At 52.6% G+C, this 16,932-nt stretch carries 14 protein-coding genes; 5 read left to right on the plus strand and 9 right to left on the minus strand.

The genetic code is table 11. The features are described from left to right. Positions 1 to 84 precede the first annotated feature (84 nt). The 7 genes from LQZ21_RS13740 to LQZ21_RS13770 form a co-directional block, all read right to left on the minus strand. Positions 85 to 1,173 carry a Gfo/Idh/MocA family protein gene (locus LQZ21_RS13740; RefSeq protein WP_411045093.1) on the minus strand — a complete coding sequence of 363 codons (1,089 nt, stop codon included), beginning with the start codon at positions 1,171 to 1,173 and terminating at the stop codon, positions 85 to 87. A gap of 30 nt (positions 1,174 to 1,203) precedes the next feature. Continuing rightward, the gene (locus LQZ21_RS13745; protein WP_411045106.1) at positions 1,204 to 2,064 is read right to left on the minus strand and encodes a ThuA domain-containing protein; all 861 of its coding nucleotides are present in this window, start codon (positions 2,062 to 2,064) and stop codon (positions 1,204 to 1,206) included. Then, the gene (locus LQZ21_RS13750; RefSeq protein ID WP_411045094.1) at positions 2,009 to 2,740 is read right to left on the minus strand and encodes a sugar phosphate isomerase/epimerase family protein; all 732 of its coding nucleotides are present in this window, start codon (positions 2,738 to 2,740) and stop codon (positions 2,009 to 2,011) included. The genes LQZ21_RS13745 and LQZ21_RS13750 overlap by 56 nt, the downstream gene beginning before the upstream one ends. A gap of 1 nt (position 2,741) precedes the next feature. Beyond that, positions 2,742 to 3,755: a zinc-dependent alcohol dehydrogenase gene (locus tag LQZ21_RS13755; protein WP_411045095.1), complete on the minus strand. Its 1,014-nt coding sequence runs from the start codon at positions 3,753 to 3,755 to the stop codon at positions 2,742 to 2,744. Positions 3,756 to 3,777: 22 nt separating this feature from the next. After that, entirely contained in the window at positions 3,778 to 4,623 is an 846-nt protein-coding gene (locus LQZ21_RS13760) for a carbohydrate ABC transporter permease (RefSeq protein ID WP_411045096.1), read from the minus strand. Continuing rightward, positions 4,616 to 5,503 carry a carbohydrate ABC transporter permease gene (locus LQZ21_RS13765; RefSeq protein ID WP_411045097.1) on the minus strand — a complete coding sequence of 296 codons (888 nt, stop codon included), beginning with the start codon at positions 5,501 to 5,503 and terminating at the stop codon, positions 4,616 to 4,618. Before LQZ21_RS13765 ends, LQZ21_RS13760 begins: the two co-directional genes overlap by 8 nt. 352 nt (positions 5,504 to 5,855) lie before the next feature. Further along, entirely contained in the window at positions 5,856 to 7,169 is a 1,314-nt protein-coding gene (locus LQZ21_RS13770; RefSeq protein ID WP_411045098.1) for an extracellular solute-binding protein, read from the minus strand. Between the two features lie 426 nt (positions 7,170 to 7,595). On the opposite strand from LQZ21_RS13770, the gene LQZ21_RS13775 reads away from it, so the two are divergent. The 4 genes from LQZ21_RS13775 to carB all read left to right on the plus strand — a co-directional run bounded on the left by LQZ21_RS13775 (position 7,596) and on the right by carB (position 13,664). After that, complete coding sequence (locus tag LQZ21_RS13775) at positions 7,596 to 8,621, plus strand: LacI family DNA-binding transcriptional regulator (RefSeq protein ID WP_411045099.1); 1,026 nt, start codon at positions 7,596 to 7,598, stop codon at positions 8,619 to 8,621. A gap of 151 nt (positions 8,622 to 8,772) precedes the next feature. Further along, a complete protein-coding gene (carA, locus tag LQZ21_RS13780) occupies positions 8,773 to 9,903 on the plus strand; it encodes a glutamine-hydrolyzing carbamoyl-phosphate synthase small subunit (protein ID WP_411045100.1) in 1,131 nt (376 codons plus the stop codon). Positions 9,904 to 9,921: 18 nt separating this feature from the next. Further along, the gene (locus LQZ21_RS13785) at positions 9,922 to 10,335 is read left to right on the plus strand and encodes an aspartyl protease family protein (RefSeq protein ID WP_411045101.1); all 414 of its coding nucleotides are present in this window, start codon (positions 9,922 to 9,924) and stop codon (positions 10,333 to 10,335) included. Between the two features lie 32 nt (positions 10,336 to 10,367). Beyond that, positions 10,368 to 13,664: a carbamoyl-phosphate synthase large subunit gene (gene carB / locus LQZ21_RS13790; RefSeq protein ID WP_411045102.1), complete on the plus strand. Its 3,297-nt coding sequence runs from the start codon at positions 10,368 to 10,370 to the stop codon at positions 13,662 to 13,664. A 282-nt stretch (positions 13,665 to 13,946) separates the two neighbouring features. On the opposite strand, the gene LQZ21_RS13795 is transcribed toward carB, so the two are convergent. Then, positions 13,947 to 15,137: an aldo/keto reductase gene (locus LQZ21_RS13795; RefSeq protein ID WP_411045103.1), complete on the minus strand. Its 1,191-nt coding sequence runs from the start codon at positions 15,135 to 15,137 to the stop codon at positions 13,947 to 13,949. A gap of 338 nt (positions 15,138 to 15,475) precedes the next feature. Between LQZ21_RS13795 and LQZ21_RS13800 the strand changes: the two genes are divergently transcribed. Next, positions 15,476 to 16,105: an adenylate kinase gene (locus tag LQZ21_RS13800; RefSeq protein WP_411045104.1), complete on the plus strand. Its 630-nt coding sequence runs from the start codon at positions 15,476 to 15,478 to the stop codon at positions 16,103 to 16,105. Positions 16,106 to 16,141: 36 nt separating this feature from the next. Here LQZ21_RS13800 and LQZ21_RS13805 read toward each other — a convergent pair. Further along, on the minus strand, positions 16,142 to 16,932 hold a 791-nt coding region (locus LQZ21_RS13805; RefSeq protein ID WP_411045105.1), incomplete at its 5' end, for an Rpn family recombination-promoting nuclease/putative transposase.

Here is a 16,932-nt window from a genome sequence, read left to right on the forward strand (position 1 = left end):
ATAACATGACCGATTGGTCATGTTATTTCCTTATTGCATAAGCAATTAGAATAAAATGCATGGCATTTTATTCTCGCGCGGGTCCTAACGGATCTGGACCGGTTTCCGGGTAGCCGCCGATTCGTACAGGGCGTCCACGATCTTCATCAGAATCAGGGCTTCCTCGGGGGTATTATAGGGTTCGGCTTTACCGCTGATGCTGTCGATGAAATTCATCGCATTCCCCAGGCGGCCCATGGATTCGTCCTTTTCGGTCTTTATATGCAGATCCACCTGATTCCCGTACTCTTCGACAAAAAGCCGGCAGGTATCAATGCTGGTTTCATCCAGGCCGTCGATGCCAAAAAGCCGCTCCAGCTTGCCCCCGGCCTTGGTGCCCTGGAAAGTTACGGAAACCACTTCCCGCTCGTTCATTTCCGCCCAGGAACTGCGGATCATCAGGCTTTGGCCGGTCTTAAAGGTGAGCATGGCATGACAGGAGGACTCCACATCGGTAATGCCCTGGGCCGCGTCGGGGATGCCCCAGGGGCCTTTAAAGGACTTATTATCCATAAAATCATCATACGTAACCGCCAGGAGATAATCCGGTTCGGGGAAGCCCATAAAGTACAGGGCCAGATCCAGCATGTGGGGCAGGTCTATCACCGGGCCGCCGCCGGAAAGGGCCTTGGTAGTGAACCAGCCCCCGAAGCCGGGGATCCCCGCCCGGCGGATCCAGTTGGCCTGGGCGGAATTAATGGTCCCCACCCTGCCGTCCCGAATATACCGGATCATGGCCTGGGATTCCGGACGGGCCCGGTTATTAAAGTTGAACATGAGCCGTTTCCCCGCTTTTTTTGAGGCCTCAAGCATTTCCCGTACCTCCGCCGCGTTCAGGGCCGGGGGTTTTTCGCAGTACACGTGCTTGCCCTTTTCCAGGGCTTCAATTACCAGGGGTTTATGAAATTTATTCGGTGTAATCACGGAAACCAGGTCCAGGTCCGCAGAACCCTGAAGCATCTCCGTAAGGCCGGCGTAAATGTTTTTTATGCCCCGGCTTTCACCAAAGGCTTTGGCCCGGGCCGTATCGGTGTCCGCCATGGCAATAACCTCGGCCCCCGCCCGGATAAAACCTTCATAATGATACCGGGCCATGCCCCCCGCGCCTACAATCCCTGCTTTAATCCCACTCATAGTTCACTCCTGTTTTACGACGCCGGCTCTTCACCGCTCCATAGCCCGTTTGAATTTCTCCGACGGTTTTTCCGTTATATTATACAACTCCAGAATCCCCGGTTCAACCGGATCAACGCAGGGGGAGGCAAAGGCCATGCCGGAATCTTCCCGCCGGGAAAGGGGCCGCAGGTAGTACAGGGCGTTTTTGAGGATCCGCAGGACCTCCGGCTTACGGAAGGTGGGGAATTCCTCATGGCCGGGCTGAAAATAGAAGATCTTTCCCCTGCCCCGTTTGAACACACATCCTGAACGGAACACCTCCCCTCCCTTAAACCAGCCAATCATCACCAGTTCGTCGGGCGCCGGAATATCAAAAACTTCGCCGTACATCTCCTCATGTTCAAGTTCAAAATAAGGGCCCAGGCCCTGACAAATGGGGTGGGAGGGATCAATAATCCAGACCCGTTCACTCTCACCTATTTCGCGCCAGGACAAAGTACAGGCCGTACCCATAAGTTTTCTAAAGGGTTTTGAATAATGCCCCGAATGGAGTACCACCAGTCCCATGCCAAGCCTGACGTGTTTGGCCACCAGTTCGGCGGTTTCGTCGCTGACCCGGTCATGGGCCAGGTGCCCCCACCACATAAGCACATCGGTATTCCGGAGAATTTCTTCGGAAAGCCCGTGGCCGGGCATTTCCAGCAGGGCGGTCCGAATCGCAAGGTTTTTATCGGCGGAAAGCCCCTCCTCCAGCGCCCCGTGTATGCCCCGGGGATACACCTTCGCGATTCGTTCTTCTTTTTCATGCAGGTATTCGTTCCAGATCGTTACATTGATTGACAGAGGGTTCTCCTTATCCGATAATCTTTCTGAGGCCCTGATAGCTTTTCGAGATTCCGTCGAAATGATCGCTGGAGAACTCCTCCTGTTCTACGATCCACGGATATTTATTGGGGGGACAAAGGGCGGCTATACCCGCAAAGTCGATTTTCCCTTGGCCTATGTAAACATTGTCAGGCCCCTCGTGGTCGAGTTCCTTGGCGTGAATCGCGGCGATTCTGCCTGCCGCCGCAAGGGGTTTGAGATAACGGACCGGATCAACAAGGCCGTAGGCTATCCAGAATACGTCCGGTTCAAATTTCACCGAAGGCATGTGTTCAAGCATGATGTCCATGGCATATCTGCCTCCAAACTTTCTGAACTCCTGGTTGTGGTTGTGATACCCGATGGTGATTCCTTCTTTCAAAGCCTTTTTGGCGCAGGATTCAAGAAACTTCGCATCCTCAATCACCTGTTCGCCGGTTTTGCACTCGGACCAGGGACAAACGATCAGCCGGTAACCAAGGGCTTTGGCGTATTCAATTTCCTCGTCCAGGGCCATACGGAGGCGATCTATCCCCGCATGGGTACTGACCGCTTTCAGATTATATGTAGCAAGCAATTCCCAAAGCTGAGCGGGTGACTTTCCGTGATAACCGGCAAATTCAACCCCCTGATACCCCGCCTGCGCCGTCAGCTCAAGGGCATGGGCAAAATCTTCTTCCACTTCTTCCTTAATAGACCACAACTGTAATGAAATTTCCATATTATTCCCCCCAGTCAAAAAGTATACCCATATATCGGTCCTTATTGTCCCGCACCTTATGGTAAATGTCATAGCAGTCGGCGGGTGAAACGAGTTCCGTTAACAGCGGTTCCACCACGAGTTTCTTTTGGAAAACAAGATCCATAATTAACCGCGAATTCCGTTCCAGTGAATGCTTTACAAAGGGCGTTCTGTTCACCGGGTAACGCCACTCGTGGGCCCCTTTTAAGGTAACATTAAAAGACGCAAGATGCGTCCGGTTGAGGAATGGGGTGATATCGGTTTCGAATATCCCCCGCGGACTGCCCAAGAAGATCAACTCGCCGTTCTGACCGACCCACTCAATGGATTGTACGCCGACGGCGGATACTCCGGTGGCTTCAATCAAGGTAGATACCATCGAGCCGTCCGTAAAGCGCTTGATTTCATCGGCTACATTCATATTGGTGGAATTGATCGTAAGATCTGCCCCGCAGGCCCGGGCAACGGCAAGCCGGCTGTCAATCACATCAATGGCAATGACCGAGGCTCCCTGCAGTTTCGCAAGCTGCAAGGCCATGTTCCCCACAAGGCCCTGGCCTGTCACCGCCACCGTATCCCCCCACTCAATAGTTGAAGCGCGGATCGCCGTTGCCGCAATGGATGCCATGCGGACAAAGGGAACCCACTTTTGGTCAATACCTTGAGGGACATGAAGGAAGATACCCTCGGTGGAAATTACCTCGTAAAGGGCATGGTTACCATAACAGAAGACCGTGTCACCAATGGAAAAATCTTTCACATCAGAGGCTGTCTTTACTATTTCACCGATGCAGGAATATCCGGGGACTCCCGGCATCTTAAACCAGCTTTCACCACCTGATAGACAGGCCAGCTCCGTTCCGGTCGATATGATCGAATATCGCTTCTTCAGGATCACCTGTCCCGAAGGTACGGAACGGTCATCAAGCGGCTCGGTTTTCAGCCGCGCCTCCCAAGGCTTTTCAAAGACGATCTTTTTGTTTTCCAACATCATACTGCTCCTTTGTAAATTACGCTCAGCCCTTTACGGTACCGGCGGTCATACCCACAATAATTTTTTTATAAAACAGAATGTACACCACCATTACCGGGATGAGGGACACTGCCATACCTGCCATGAATTGAGTATACTGCGCCGTATAGGCGCCCTGAAAATTTCTTAGGCCAATGGGAATGGTTTTTAGGGCATTGTCACGGATCAAAACCAGGGCGAAGGGAAATTCATTCCAGGTATTCATAAAGGTAAGGATCACCACGGTAGCAAGTACCGGACGGCAGAGGGGCATGATAATGGTGAACATGGTACGGACCATGGAACTGCCGTCAATTAGGGCCGCTTCTTCCAGTTCAATCGGTATAGAACCGATAAAACTTTCTATCAGAAAAACCGCCATAGGCATACCAAATGACAGGTACACCGGAAGCAGGGTAAAGCGGCTGTTCAGAAGCCCCACTACCCGGTATTCTACAAAGATCGGAACCATCAGAGAATGTACCGGGATAAGCATACCAGCCACAAAAAGGCCGTATACCACGGTCCGGCCCTTAAAGTTATAACGGGATAAAAAATACGCCACAATATAGGTAGCAAACGCCACCAGCACCACCGTAATCAGGCAGTTAAACAGGGAATTAAGGGCATATTCCCCCATGTGTCCCGTTCTGATTGCATTAATATAATTGGAAAAAATCGGTTTTTTAGGCAGAGCTATGATATTTAAGGCGAATTCCGCTTCGGTTTTCAGGGAAGAATAAAGCATCCAGATAAACGGGAAAATACTGAGTAGTGAAAAAACCAGCATAAAAACATTCAGAGCCACACTGCCGGCGGTCCTTCCGGCCTTGATCGCCGCCTTATTCATACTGTTTCCCTCCAAGCAGTTTTCTGGACCCAAGGGTCAGGATGAGGCTGAGGATCAGGATACCGATGGAAATTGTGGCCCCATAACTTATCTTCATCCGATCAAAAGAAATTTTGTAGGAGTACAAGGCCAGCACCTGACTTGACTTGCCGGGGCCGCCATTGGTCAAAACAAGAATATGATCGAATATCTTCATGGTTCCCGAAACACAAACCATCACCGCCACCTTAAAGGTGTCGTAGATCATGGGCAGGGTAATATACACAGAGCGCTGCAGATCGTTGCAGCCGTCAAGCCCGGCACATTCCAATATTTCTTCGGGGATACTTTTTATGGCGCCCATAAACATAATCATATAGAGGCCGATATACTGGAGAACCACCGGGATCGATGCGGTGATCAGTATATACTTAGGATTATCCAGCCAGGGAAGGATGAAACGTTGAAGGTGAAGGAGCTGTAGGAAAAAATTGACCAGCCCGTAGTCCTTGTTGTACATCAGGGACCAAATAAAACCGATAACCAGGGCCGAGACGGTCACCGGAAAGAAAATAACAGTTCGATGGAATTCCTTAAACTTTAATGTCCGGGAAATAAGCAGAAAAGAGACGATCAGCGCAAGTCCGACCTGCCCTATGGTATTGATGATCACAATGATGAGGTTGTTATACGCGGACTGCCAGAATTCCATATCCGTTACCAGATCCAGATAATTACCCAAGCCTATAAAATTCATGGTCCTCCCGCCGGTCCAGTTAAAAAAACTGTAAAAAACGGAAATAAAAATAGGGAGTACCGCATTCGCCAGATAGATGACGAGGATGGGGGTAAGAAACAAAAAAAATACGTATGGTTTTGGTTTTGGAAGGGTTCGTCTCATCTTCAAAATCCTCTTTACAGAAACCGGACAAGGACAGAAGAAATTCCATCCGCCGAAATCGGAATGACTCTCCCCGACACAGAGAGGGCTCTTAGACAGATTGTAACCCTTCATCCTACTATATATGGGGTCATCTATATAGTATATATACCATATATAGTGTTATAAAATTAATTACACACTATATATGGATATGCCCGGTGAAGGGTTACGAAAAATCTATCCCGAGAGGCTTTCCTTCAACCTGGTTGGTTTTCGGAAAAGCCTCCCCAATAAAAAAATCGCCTTGTTTTAACCGCTGAAGCGGTTCCAAAATTTCGGTTTTTGAAAACCGCTTCCTTCAGATACACACCTATCGGGTTTTGTCGACTTCCGCCTGAATCAATTCGGCATAGCGCTGCGGAGTGATCGTCCCAATGAGCAGTTCCTGGGTATTCGAATAGAAGGCATCCACTATCTGGGGATTAAGCTGCACGTCAAACACCGGCGCATACTGGGACTCGTTGTTCAGGACAAGCAGTTCCCGGTACAGGGGAGAGAGTTTGCTTTCATCAACATTGCTGGTTTTCGCCGCAGGAAGTCCGCTGTTTTCAACAACAATGTTGGCATAATTCGAACCGGTAACATACTGAACAAGCTGAGCCATTGCTTTCAGCTTTTCCGGGGTGTCACCTTTCCTCTTGGTGACCACATATCCCCATCCGGCCGCCGCCTGGTTGATCTTCGCGTATTTGGCGCCGCCCCCGCCCATTGATTCGGGGATCGTGGGGAATTGGGCTATCTTCGTCGCGGCAAGCACATCCTTGGGCATTTCATCCACAAAGGTACCGACACCCCAGAAACCATCCACCATCATGGCCGCCTTCTTGTTATAGTATACGGTGTACATCTGGTGCTGATCGATGGAATTGATGTCAGTGTTGAAATACCCTCTCTTTGCCATATCCTGCAGCAGGGCCGCTGCGGCGACAAATTGTTTATCCGTGAATTTAGCGCCCCTGTTTTCCCTGACACTGTAATACCAGTCGACACCGGTAAAACGATATACAATGGCGTTGAACAAAAGGGAAGGAACCAGCCAGTTGGCCTTGTTGCCCTGGACGATGGGAATATAGCCCGCGGCTTTAATTTTGTCCATGGCGGTGGCAAAGGAATCCCAGTCCTTTGGGAATTCGGTAATGCCGCATTCCCTGAAAATCTCGCTGTTCCAGAATATGTTGTGGTTGTTACCCATCTGCATGGGAAGGGCGTAGGCCGTGTTTTTGTAGATAAAGTCTTCAAAGACGCCGTTCTTGAAATCAGCTTCCCAGCCGGGGATCAGATCCATTATTTCTTTAGCGGTGTAGATCACCCCGTCTTCGGCAAGTTGAGGAATCATGGTTCCCTTGACTTCGTAGATGTCAGGGTATTCACCTGCGGCGACATAGGTCTTCATTTTGGTTTCATATTCGTCGTGGGGAATTGCCTCATAGGTTACTTTGACAGAGGGGAAATCCTTCGCAAATTTTTCCGTCATTCCGTAAAAGGCCTTGCTATTAGCATCCGCGGTAGGATTTGTAAACATTGAAAGAAAGGATATACCCCCTCCGGCACGATCCCTGTTGCCGCCGGCAAAAAGACAGACTGCCATTAATAGAACCCCCAATACCGTAAACAGCTTTTTCATAATTTAAGTTCCTCCTGAATAATTTGGTTACTACAGATAAGCTCTGTATATATACGATTGTTAACGTTAACATGATATATGTCATCTGTCAATAGTTTTTTTAAAAATTTATTTATTTTTTATTTTCCCGTTCCGTTTTAATTTTACCTAAAATTTCATAAGCTATTATATCAAAAAATATAATTGCTTATATTATAAAGAATTATATAAATTAAAAACGCATATAATATAAAATCAGAAAAACCGCTGGTTCTCCATGGATTTTTGTCTTCGGATTTTTGACAAAATTCGTATGTTAACGATATTATGATAATAGGCCCCTTGCATGTTCCCGAAGAAAAATGGAATATAAAAGACAGTTGAGCCAGTTTCATAAGAAACCGGAATACCTGAATCGGCGTAGCGAACCATACCAGGAGGAAATTGATGTCTAATGTCCGCATACAGGATGTTGCGGCCCACGCTCGGGTCTCCCTGGCTACCATTACCAGGGTAGTCAATAACCGTGGACATGTAGCTCCGGAAACGAAGGAACGGGTACAACAAGCGATCAAGATCCTTGGATACGTGCCGAACCGCATGGCGAAGGCCCTCAAGAGCAGCCGTACGGGGATCATAGGCAATGTGATGCCCCTTGTGGTGGGAAGTATTGTCAACTCCAGAATAAGCCAAGCATTGAGGAACGCCGCAGCATCCTATAATCTGCTGATACTCCCTATGTATGCAGAACCGGATCCCGTTCGGGAAGAACACCTTCTTCAGGAGCTCGTAGGCCGTATGGTGGAAGGGATCATCTTTACCAATTCCGTCTGGGCCAGCCGGGACACGGTGAAGGAAGTGATCAGCAATAACATTCCCGTCATCATGGTGGAGCGGCCCATGGACATTACGGGGGTTGATAAGGTGGTGTGGGATAATATCGCAGGTTCCGCTATCGCTGCATCTCATTTTTTTTCATTAGGACACCGGGCAGTCGGTTTTATCGGAAAGCGATTTGGTCCTGATAGGGATGAGACGGATCGTTTGGAAGGATTTACCGGATACTATAAAAAGGTGGGGATCAAATTACGGGATAAAAACATCCGACTGGTAGATGAATATGACATAGAACATGGATATCGCGCCATGAAAGACATCATCGCCCAGGGGAGCAAAAACAGGCCCACTGGTTGTTATATTACCTCGGACGCCCTGTTATGCGGAGCCCTGCAATACCTGTACGAAGCGGGAATTCGGGTACCGGAAGACCTATCTATAATCAGCCACGACAATACCTATTCCGCCATGTGCAGTCCACCCATCACCACCGTTGCCATTCCTTATGAAGAAATAGGAACCATCACTATTTCCATGTTTTGGGAGCGGCGGGAGCAGAACCGCCATTACGACAAAATGGTTACGCTGAGTCCTTTTTTGGTGGATCGGAATTCGGTCCTTCACCTCAACTCATAACCCGGCTGCCCGGCCATTATAAAGAATCAAAACCAAAATTTTTTCGGTTTTTGGTCGGAAAACAGGCCCGTTTTCCGGTTTTTTTGTGTTTTTTATTCTTAATTCTCTTTATTATCTTGCATTTCTTTCCCATAACGAATAGACTAGCCCCATGAAAAAGCGGCAAGTTTCCACCCGTTTGGTCCTGGAGGATGGTTCCGAATATTCGGGGTGGTCCTTTGGCAAGGCCCGGTCCCAGGCGGGGGAAGTGGTTTTTACCACCGGTATGGCAGGGTATCCCCAATCCCTGACGGACCCCAGCTTTCGGGGGCAGATCCTGGTGTCCACCTATCCCCTGGTGGGGAATTATGGGGTGCCGGTCAACCCAAAAACCGTGGAGCCCTTTTTTGACGAACAGGGTATTCCCCTGCACTTTGAGTCTTCCCGGGTCCAGGTTTCGGCCTTTGTGGTGGCCGAGGCCTGCGAGGAACCCAGCCACTTTGCCTGCGGGGCCTCCCTTTCGGTGTGGCTTGAAAAAAACAACGTCCCCGGTATCTATGGTATTGATACCCGGGCTCTTACGGAACGGCTCCGGGAATCGGGGGTGATGATGGGGAAGATCCTCGTGGAGGGAAGCCGGGAGGTAACCATGGATTCGGGGCTTTTTCCCCACCCGGTGGCGGATGTTTCCCCGGAGGAGATCCGGACGTACCGTCCCGCGGGGGTGGACGCCGGGGAACGGCTGCCCCGGATAGCCCTGGTGGACTGCGGGGCCAAGGCGAATATCTACCGCTGCCTCCTTGCCCGGAAGGTGGAGATCATCCGTATCCCCTGGAACCACGACCTGAGCGGCATCGAATACGACGGCCTTTTCCTTTCCAACGGCCCCGGGGACCCCAAGGCCTGCGGCAGGACCATAGCGTTGGTACGCCGGGCCTTTTCCCTGGGGAAGCCTATCTTCGGCATCTGTTTGGGGAACCAGATCATGGCCCTGGCCGCGGGGGGGGATACCTATAAGCTTCCCTACGGCCACCGGGGTCAGAATCAGCCCTGTATTGAGATCGGGACCGGGACTTCTCCCCGGTGCTACATCACCAGCCAGAATCACGGTTACGCGGTCCGGAGAGAAAGCCTTCCCAAAACCTGGGAACCCTGGTTCGTCAACGCCAACGACGGCACCATCGAGGGGATTCGCTCCACCCAGGGTCCTTTTTCGGCGGTTCAGTTCCACCCCGAAGGCTGTCCGGGTCCCCGGGACACGGAGTTCCTTATCGACCGGTTTTTGGAAGATATAGTATATTGAAAGGGAGAGGAGATGCTTATGGGGATCGTACATACTGAAATTACGTTGAAGAATGCTATTGATGTCGGTGAGGTCCAGCGCGGGCACATCACGGAACAGGAAGTCCGGGGGGTCACGGTACAGGCCTTGGTGGATACCGGCTCGGGGACCTTGGTTATCAGCGAACAGGTCCGGGCAGCCCTGGGGCTGGCCGTCCGGGGATTGCGCCGGACGGAACTTGCCAACGGTGCAAAACAGGTTTACCAGGTCACGGAACCGGTGGAAATTCACTGGAAAGACCGGGATACCACCTGTCCTGCCCTGGTCCTGCCCGACGCGCGGGAGGTCCTCTTGGGAGCCATCCCCCTGGAAGATCTGGATCTGGTGGTAGACCCCATACGCCAGGTATTGACCGGCGCCCATGGCGACGAAGTCCTCTGCATGGTCAAATAAAATGAATAATCGTTATGGAAGAAAAATAACTTATGTATAAATCAGTGCTTCTCCTCGGTTCCGGGGGGCTCAAAATCGGACAGGCCGGGGAATTTGACTATTCCGGGTCCCAGGCCCTCAAGGCGCTGCGGGAGGAGGGGATCCGGACCATCCTTATCAATCCCAACATCGCCACCATCCAGACCAGTGAGGGTATGGCGGATTCCACCTACTTCCTGCCGGTAACGCCGGAATATGTGCGGCGGGTGATCGAAAAGGAACGGCCCGACGGGATCCTCCTCTCCTTTGGGGGGCAAACCGCCCTGAACTGCGGGGTGGAGCTTAACCGGGACGGAACCCTCTACAAATACGGGGTACGGGTTCTGGGTACCCCGGTAAAGGCCATCGAAGATACCGAGGACCGGGAACGTTTTGTGCAGCGGCTCAACGAGATCAAGGCCAAGTCCCCCCGGAGTTACGCGGTTACCGATACCGAAGATGCGGTGGAGGCGGCGGAGAAGATCGGTTACCCCGTGATGGTCCGGGTAGCCTATGCCCTGGGGGGCTCCGGGTCGGGGATATGCCGGAACCAGGGGGATATCCGCCGCCGCTGTGACCGGGCCTTTGCCCATACCCCTCAGGTGCTGGTAGAGGAATGGCTTGGGGGCTGGAAGGAAATCGAATACGAGGTGGTCCGGGATCGCTTCGACAACTGTATTACCGTTTGCAATATGGAAAACTTCGATCCCCTGGGGATCCATACCGGGGAAAGCATTGTGGTGGCCCCCTCCCAGACCTTAACCGATGCGGAATACCACAAGCTGCGGCGGATATCCATTGAGGTGATCCGCCACCTGGGGATCATCGGGGAATGTAATATCCAGTACGCCCTGGATGTTCAAAGTGAAGATTACCGCATCATTGAGGTAAACGCCCGGCTTTCCCGGAGTTCCGCCCTGGCATCCAAAGCCACGGGCTATCCCCTGGCCTTTGTGGCGGCAAAACTCGCCCTGGGCTATTCCCTGGTTGATATTGAAAACCGGATCACCCGGGTGACCAAATCCTGCTTTGAACCCGCCCTGGACTACATCGTGGTCAAGGTTCCCCGGTGGGACCTGGCCAAATTCAAAAACGTGGAAAATCGTATCGGCTCGGAGATGAAGTCTGTAGGAGAAGTGATGTCCATAGGCCGGACCTTTGAGGAGGCCCTGCAAAAAGCCCTGCGGATGACCGGCATCGGCGCCCCGGGGCTCGCCGCGGATGAAACCTTCTGCGGTTCCGGCGTCCTGAACCTCCGGGAAGCCCTGTCCAAACCAACGGATCGCCGGATCTTTATCATTTACCGGGCCCTGGCCGAGGGCTGGACCGTGGAACGGATCCACCGGCTCACCAAAATCGACCCCTGGTTCCTCCATAAAATCGCCAATGCCCTGAAAACGGAGCAAGCCTTGAAAAAAGTGAGGAGTGAGGAGTTAGAAGTGAATAGCGGGGGAGATAGGAGTGAGGAGATAGGAGTGAGTAGTGGGGGAAAAGATGTTCTTGTAACTCCTCTCTCCTCCCTCCTCTCTCCTCTCTTACTAGCGGAAGCGAAGCGGGTGGGGTTTTCCGACGCGCGGATTGGGGAATTTTTTGGGAGGGGGGAGATGGAGGTCCGGGCCCTTCGGGAGGAATACCGGATTCGGCCGGCGGTAAAGCAGATAGACACCCTGGCGGCGGAGTATCCGGCCAAGACCAACTACCTCTATATGACCTATGGGGGGGCCGGACTGGGGAGCGGCGCCAAGGATGATGTGGCCCCGTCGGGCCGGGGGGTGATGGTGCTGGGTTCCGGGGCCTACCGGATTGGGAGCAGCGTGGAGTTCGACTGGTGCTGCGTCAACGCGGTGGAAACCGCCCGGAAACTGGGCCGTTATTCGATCATGGTGAACTGTAACCCCGAAACGGTTTCTACCGACTACGATATGTGTGACCGGCTCTACTTTGAGGAGCTTACCCTGGAACGGATCCTGGATATCTACGAGCGGGAACGGCCCGACGGTATAGTCCTCTCCATGGGGGGACAGATCCCCAACAACCTGGCCACCAAGCTCTTTGCCGCGGGGGCCCTGATCTACGGTACCCGGCCGGAGTCCATCGATATGGCCGAGGACCGGAACAAATTCTCCGCCCTGCTGGACCGGCTGCAAATTGAACAGCCCGAGTGGCGGGAGCTGACGGACCTGCCCTCGGCCCGGGCCTTTGCCGCGGAGGTGGGCTACCCGGTACTGATCCGGCCCAGCTATGTCCTCTCCGGGGCGGCGATGAACGTGGCCTGGAACGACGAAAGCCTGGCGACTTTTTTGGGCTATGCGGCGGATGTTTCCGCGGAACATCCGGTGGTGATCTCCAAGTTTGTGGAAAATTCCAAAGAAATTGAGATAGACGCGGTGGCCAAGCGGGGGGAGATCCTCTTTCACGCCATCACCGAGCATGTGGAAAACGCCGGGGTCCATTCCGGGGACGCCACGGTGGTACTTCCCGCCCAGCGGCTCTACATCGAAACCATCCGCAAGATCCGCAAGATCAGCAGCCAGATAGCCCAGGCCCTGGAGATCACCGGGCCCTTCAACATCCAGTTCCTGGCCCAGCGGAACCGGGTCCGGGTGATCGAGTGCAACCTCCGGTCAAGCCGGAGCTTCCCCTTCTGCTCCAAGGTGAGCCGGGTCAATATGATAGAAATGGCCATAAAGGCCATGCTGGACGAACCCGTTGAAAAGGCCGGGGCCTCTACCCTGGATCTGGAATGGGTCGGGGTCAAGGCCGCCCAGTTCAGTTTCTCCCGGCTCCATGGGGCGGACCCCGTGACCGGGGTGGAAATGGCCTCCACCGGGGAGGTGGGCTGTATCGGCGTGGACCTCAACGACGCCTTCCTCAAGGCCCTGCTCTCGGTGGGTTACCGGATCCCAAAAAAGCGGATCCTCCTCTCCACCGGCCCCATGGAGGATAAGCTGGACTTCCTCGATTCCGCCCGGCTCCTCGTGGCCATGGACTACCAGCTCTACGCGTCCCGGGGCACGGCAAAGTTCCTTACCGCCAACGGGGTTCCCGCCCAGGTTCTCAACTGGCCCCTGGAGTCCCGGGAACCCAACATTGCGGGCTTCATCCGCCGCCGGGAGGTGGACATGATCATCAATATCCCCAAAAACAACCGGGAAACGGAGCTGAAAAACGACTATATCATCCGCCGCATGGCCGTAGACTTTGACATTCCCCTCTTTACCAACATCAAAGTGGCCCGGCAATTTATCGACGCCCTGGCCTATCACCGGGAAAAGGGGGTGGAGATTAAGGCGTGGGAGGAGTATAGGTAGGGAAAGTGAGGATCTGGGAGAGAGGCGTGGATTTTCTCCCTGCCGGAAACTGGAAACGGTTTGATTATTACAGTTTTACCAATTCATAGGCCTGGCTTCCAAGGCCGATCTTTTCACCGTGCCGTATGGTAAGGATACCGTTTCTGGTTTCCATCCGTTGTATCAGCGAGCGGCCATCAGGCGCGGCGTAAACCAGTCAGACCCCCATGAAAATTTCATGAACACGGTACCTGTCATTACTCCGGACCGTTCCGGTACTGGTGATAGTCATCCTGAGCCTCCCTATACCCCAAAAAGCGCCGCCGCCTTTTTCATGTTTGCAATAACCGGTATGCCAAAGGGACATTTCTCTTCGCAGCTTCCGCAGGAAACGCAGTCCTGACCATGGCTGGAAAGCGAACGATAGTGCTGTTGTACCGTAGGGGGAATATCGCTTCTGTTAAGCGCCGCGATGTCGGCATAACGGGTTACGGCGGCTATATCAATACCCTGCGGACAGGGCTGACAATGATTGCAGTAAAGACAGCCTCCTTTTGAAGATCCCTTAAAATCCTTGATGAATTCACTGTAATCCAGCTCTGTTTCACTTTTATCAAAATACGAGAGGGCATCTTTTATTTCCCCTTCGCTTTTGCTGCCCAAAAGGACGCTGGCGACCGCAGGGCGGTTAAGGGCGTAGTGAATACACTGGCTGACACTCATGGCGTTGCCCAGGGGTGAGAATTCGGGGGAGAGGAGTTTCCCCGCAAGCAGGGTTTTCATTACCGTTATGGAAACCTGCCGCTGTTCACAGATCTGATAAAAACGCGCCCGGCCCGGCTCAATCTCCAAACGGAAATTTTCTTTGAGTTTGGCGTCATCGAGAAGCTCGTAAATATCGGAATTAACCGGGGTCATGTCAAAAACAGGATTAACGCTGAACATGATAAGGTCCACAATCCCGGTCGCCGCGATACGTCCGGCAATTTCACTGTTATGACAACTTGCGCCAATAGCGCGGATTATCCCCGCTTCCTTTAAGTCAAGGACATAGCGCAGCAATTCATCTTCAAAACAAAGGGAAAAATCATTATCCGTGTCAACAAAGAAGAACATACCGAAGTCTATATAGTCGGTTCCCAGACCTTTAAGAAGTTCTTCAAAATTCCTTTTGCAAACCGTAATGTCCCGGCTTACATCATACTGACCGTCGGTGGCTGAGGATCCGATGTGTCCCTGAATGAGCATTTTCCCGCGCTTGCCCCGCAGCGCCCGGTTTATATGGTTTTGTACCTCAAGGCCGGGCATACAGCAGTCCATGATGTTTATCCCGTTATCAAGGGCAAAATCAATAACCCGCTCGGTTTCTTCGGCGGAAATGCGGGCGATTCCTTCCGAGCCAAGGCCGATAACGCTTGCTTTTATTCCGGTTTTTCCTATGGTGCGGTATTCCATGGTTTCCATACTATCCTTTTTGTGCGAAAAATCATACAACAGATCCACTATACAAGCTGGAGTTAACTATAAGTCAAGGGGGTTTGGGACCTTTTTTGGGAAAAAACAGCGTATGGTATAGGATTGATTGGTTAGACCTTATCAGGCAGCACTTAAGTTACCGTGGAACTTGCTCCGCGGAGGCCCATTACTTGCTATATTTGAAACAGCCTCGACAAATGTTTTCGCCCTGGGATACTGATCATATAGACTAAAGTACCGGATACCGCTAGATTTATACTAAGCCCGGTGGAACAGGGTACGGACCCAAGGCCCGGGGCGAGAAATTGCAAGACCGGTGAGCGAGCCCACCGGGTCTCGAATAGAGGAGTATTCTGATGAAATTGATCTTTTTAGGCCCCCCCGGCGCGGGAAAAGGGACCCTTGCCGTACGGGCAGTGGATATACTTAAAATACCCCATATCAGTACCGGAGCCATCTTCCGCTCCGCCATTGCCGCAAAAAGCCCCCTGGGGCTCAAGGTAAAGGCCATTATTGAGGGAGGGCATCTGGTGGACGATCAGACCACCATTGCATTGGTCAAGGAACGGCTTGCCCAGGAAGATGCCCAAAACGGGTATATCCTGGACGGTTTTCCCCGGACCGTACCCCAGGCAGAGGCCCTGGCGGGTTTTTCCCCGGTGGATCGGGTGGTTAATTTCGATATCCCCGATTCCGCGGTGCTGGAACGGCTCTCGGGCCGCCGGGTCTGCCGGAACTGCGGAACCAATTACCACATCACCTTTAACAAGCCCAAGCAGGAAAAGGTCTGCGATACCTGCGGCGGCGAGGTATACACCAGGGACGATGACCGGGAGGAGGCTGTCGCCAAGCGGCTGGAAGTCTACCGGGAACAAACCGCCCCCCTTATCGACTATTACCGGAAAAAAGGCATCCTTATCGACGTGGATGCCCGGCCTTTGGTGGACGAGGTGGTGGCGAACTTTAAAAAAGCCCTGGGGGTTTAGCGGCAGCCTTTTTCGGGCCCATCCCCAGACAGCATATTAGAGAGACTCGACCTCTTCCATGGTCAGATGCAGGCTTTGGGCAATTACCTCCACCGAAACGCCATAGCCCTTGAGGAGCCGGGCCGATTCCAGTTTTTCCCGGTAAGCTTCCGCCTGTTTTGCCTCCGAGCCTATTTGGATGCCTTCCTCTCGCCCTTCGTCGCGTCCTTCCTCTCGTCCCTTTTGGGTACCTATCTTGATGCCTTCCTCCCGGGCAAGCCGTTTGTCCTCTAAGACACTCTCTACCAATGCGTCAAACATCGTCTGGTACTCCTTCTTCCCTACATGTTCCTTCACCGCCTCTATCTCCTCAGCCGGGACTTCTAGCCGTTCCAACAGGACCGTGATCACATCCTTTACCAGTTTAACCATCCCCTCAGGAATATTCAATGCCACCCCTTCCCAATAGTCTCCCGGTAACCCCTTTAACTCCTCCAGTTCTTCCCGCTTCTGAATACGGTCTACCAATAGCAGCAACGACAGGGCGTCGCGGTACCGGCTCAGGTCTTCAAAGCCGTATTTGTTTAACTCTACCAGCTCATATTTGAAGGAGGGAATATAATCGCCAAAGACGTCCTTTAGGGCGGTACGGTCGGCGAAGTTCCGGGCGGCGGTCCAGGGGGCGGGGCCGTCGTAGAAGATCAGGGGGAGGACCGGGGGGTAGCGGAAGTCCCTGGTGGAGGTAAGGCCGGGGTGTTCCCGGTTGACCTCCTTCTCGTACTTGTCCAGGACCAGGGTGATGTACTGGAGCATCTTGAAGGGGGCGCGGAAATTGACCTGGGACTCGT

Origin of the sequence: Treponema sp. TIM-1 (assembly GCF_046533115.1) — a bacterium.
Taxonomy (GTDB): Bacteria; Spirochaetota; Spirochaetia; order Treponematales; family Breznakiellaceae; genus JAIRMO01.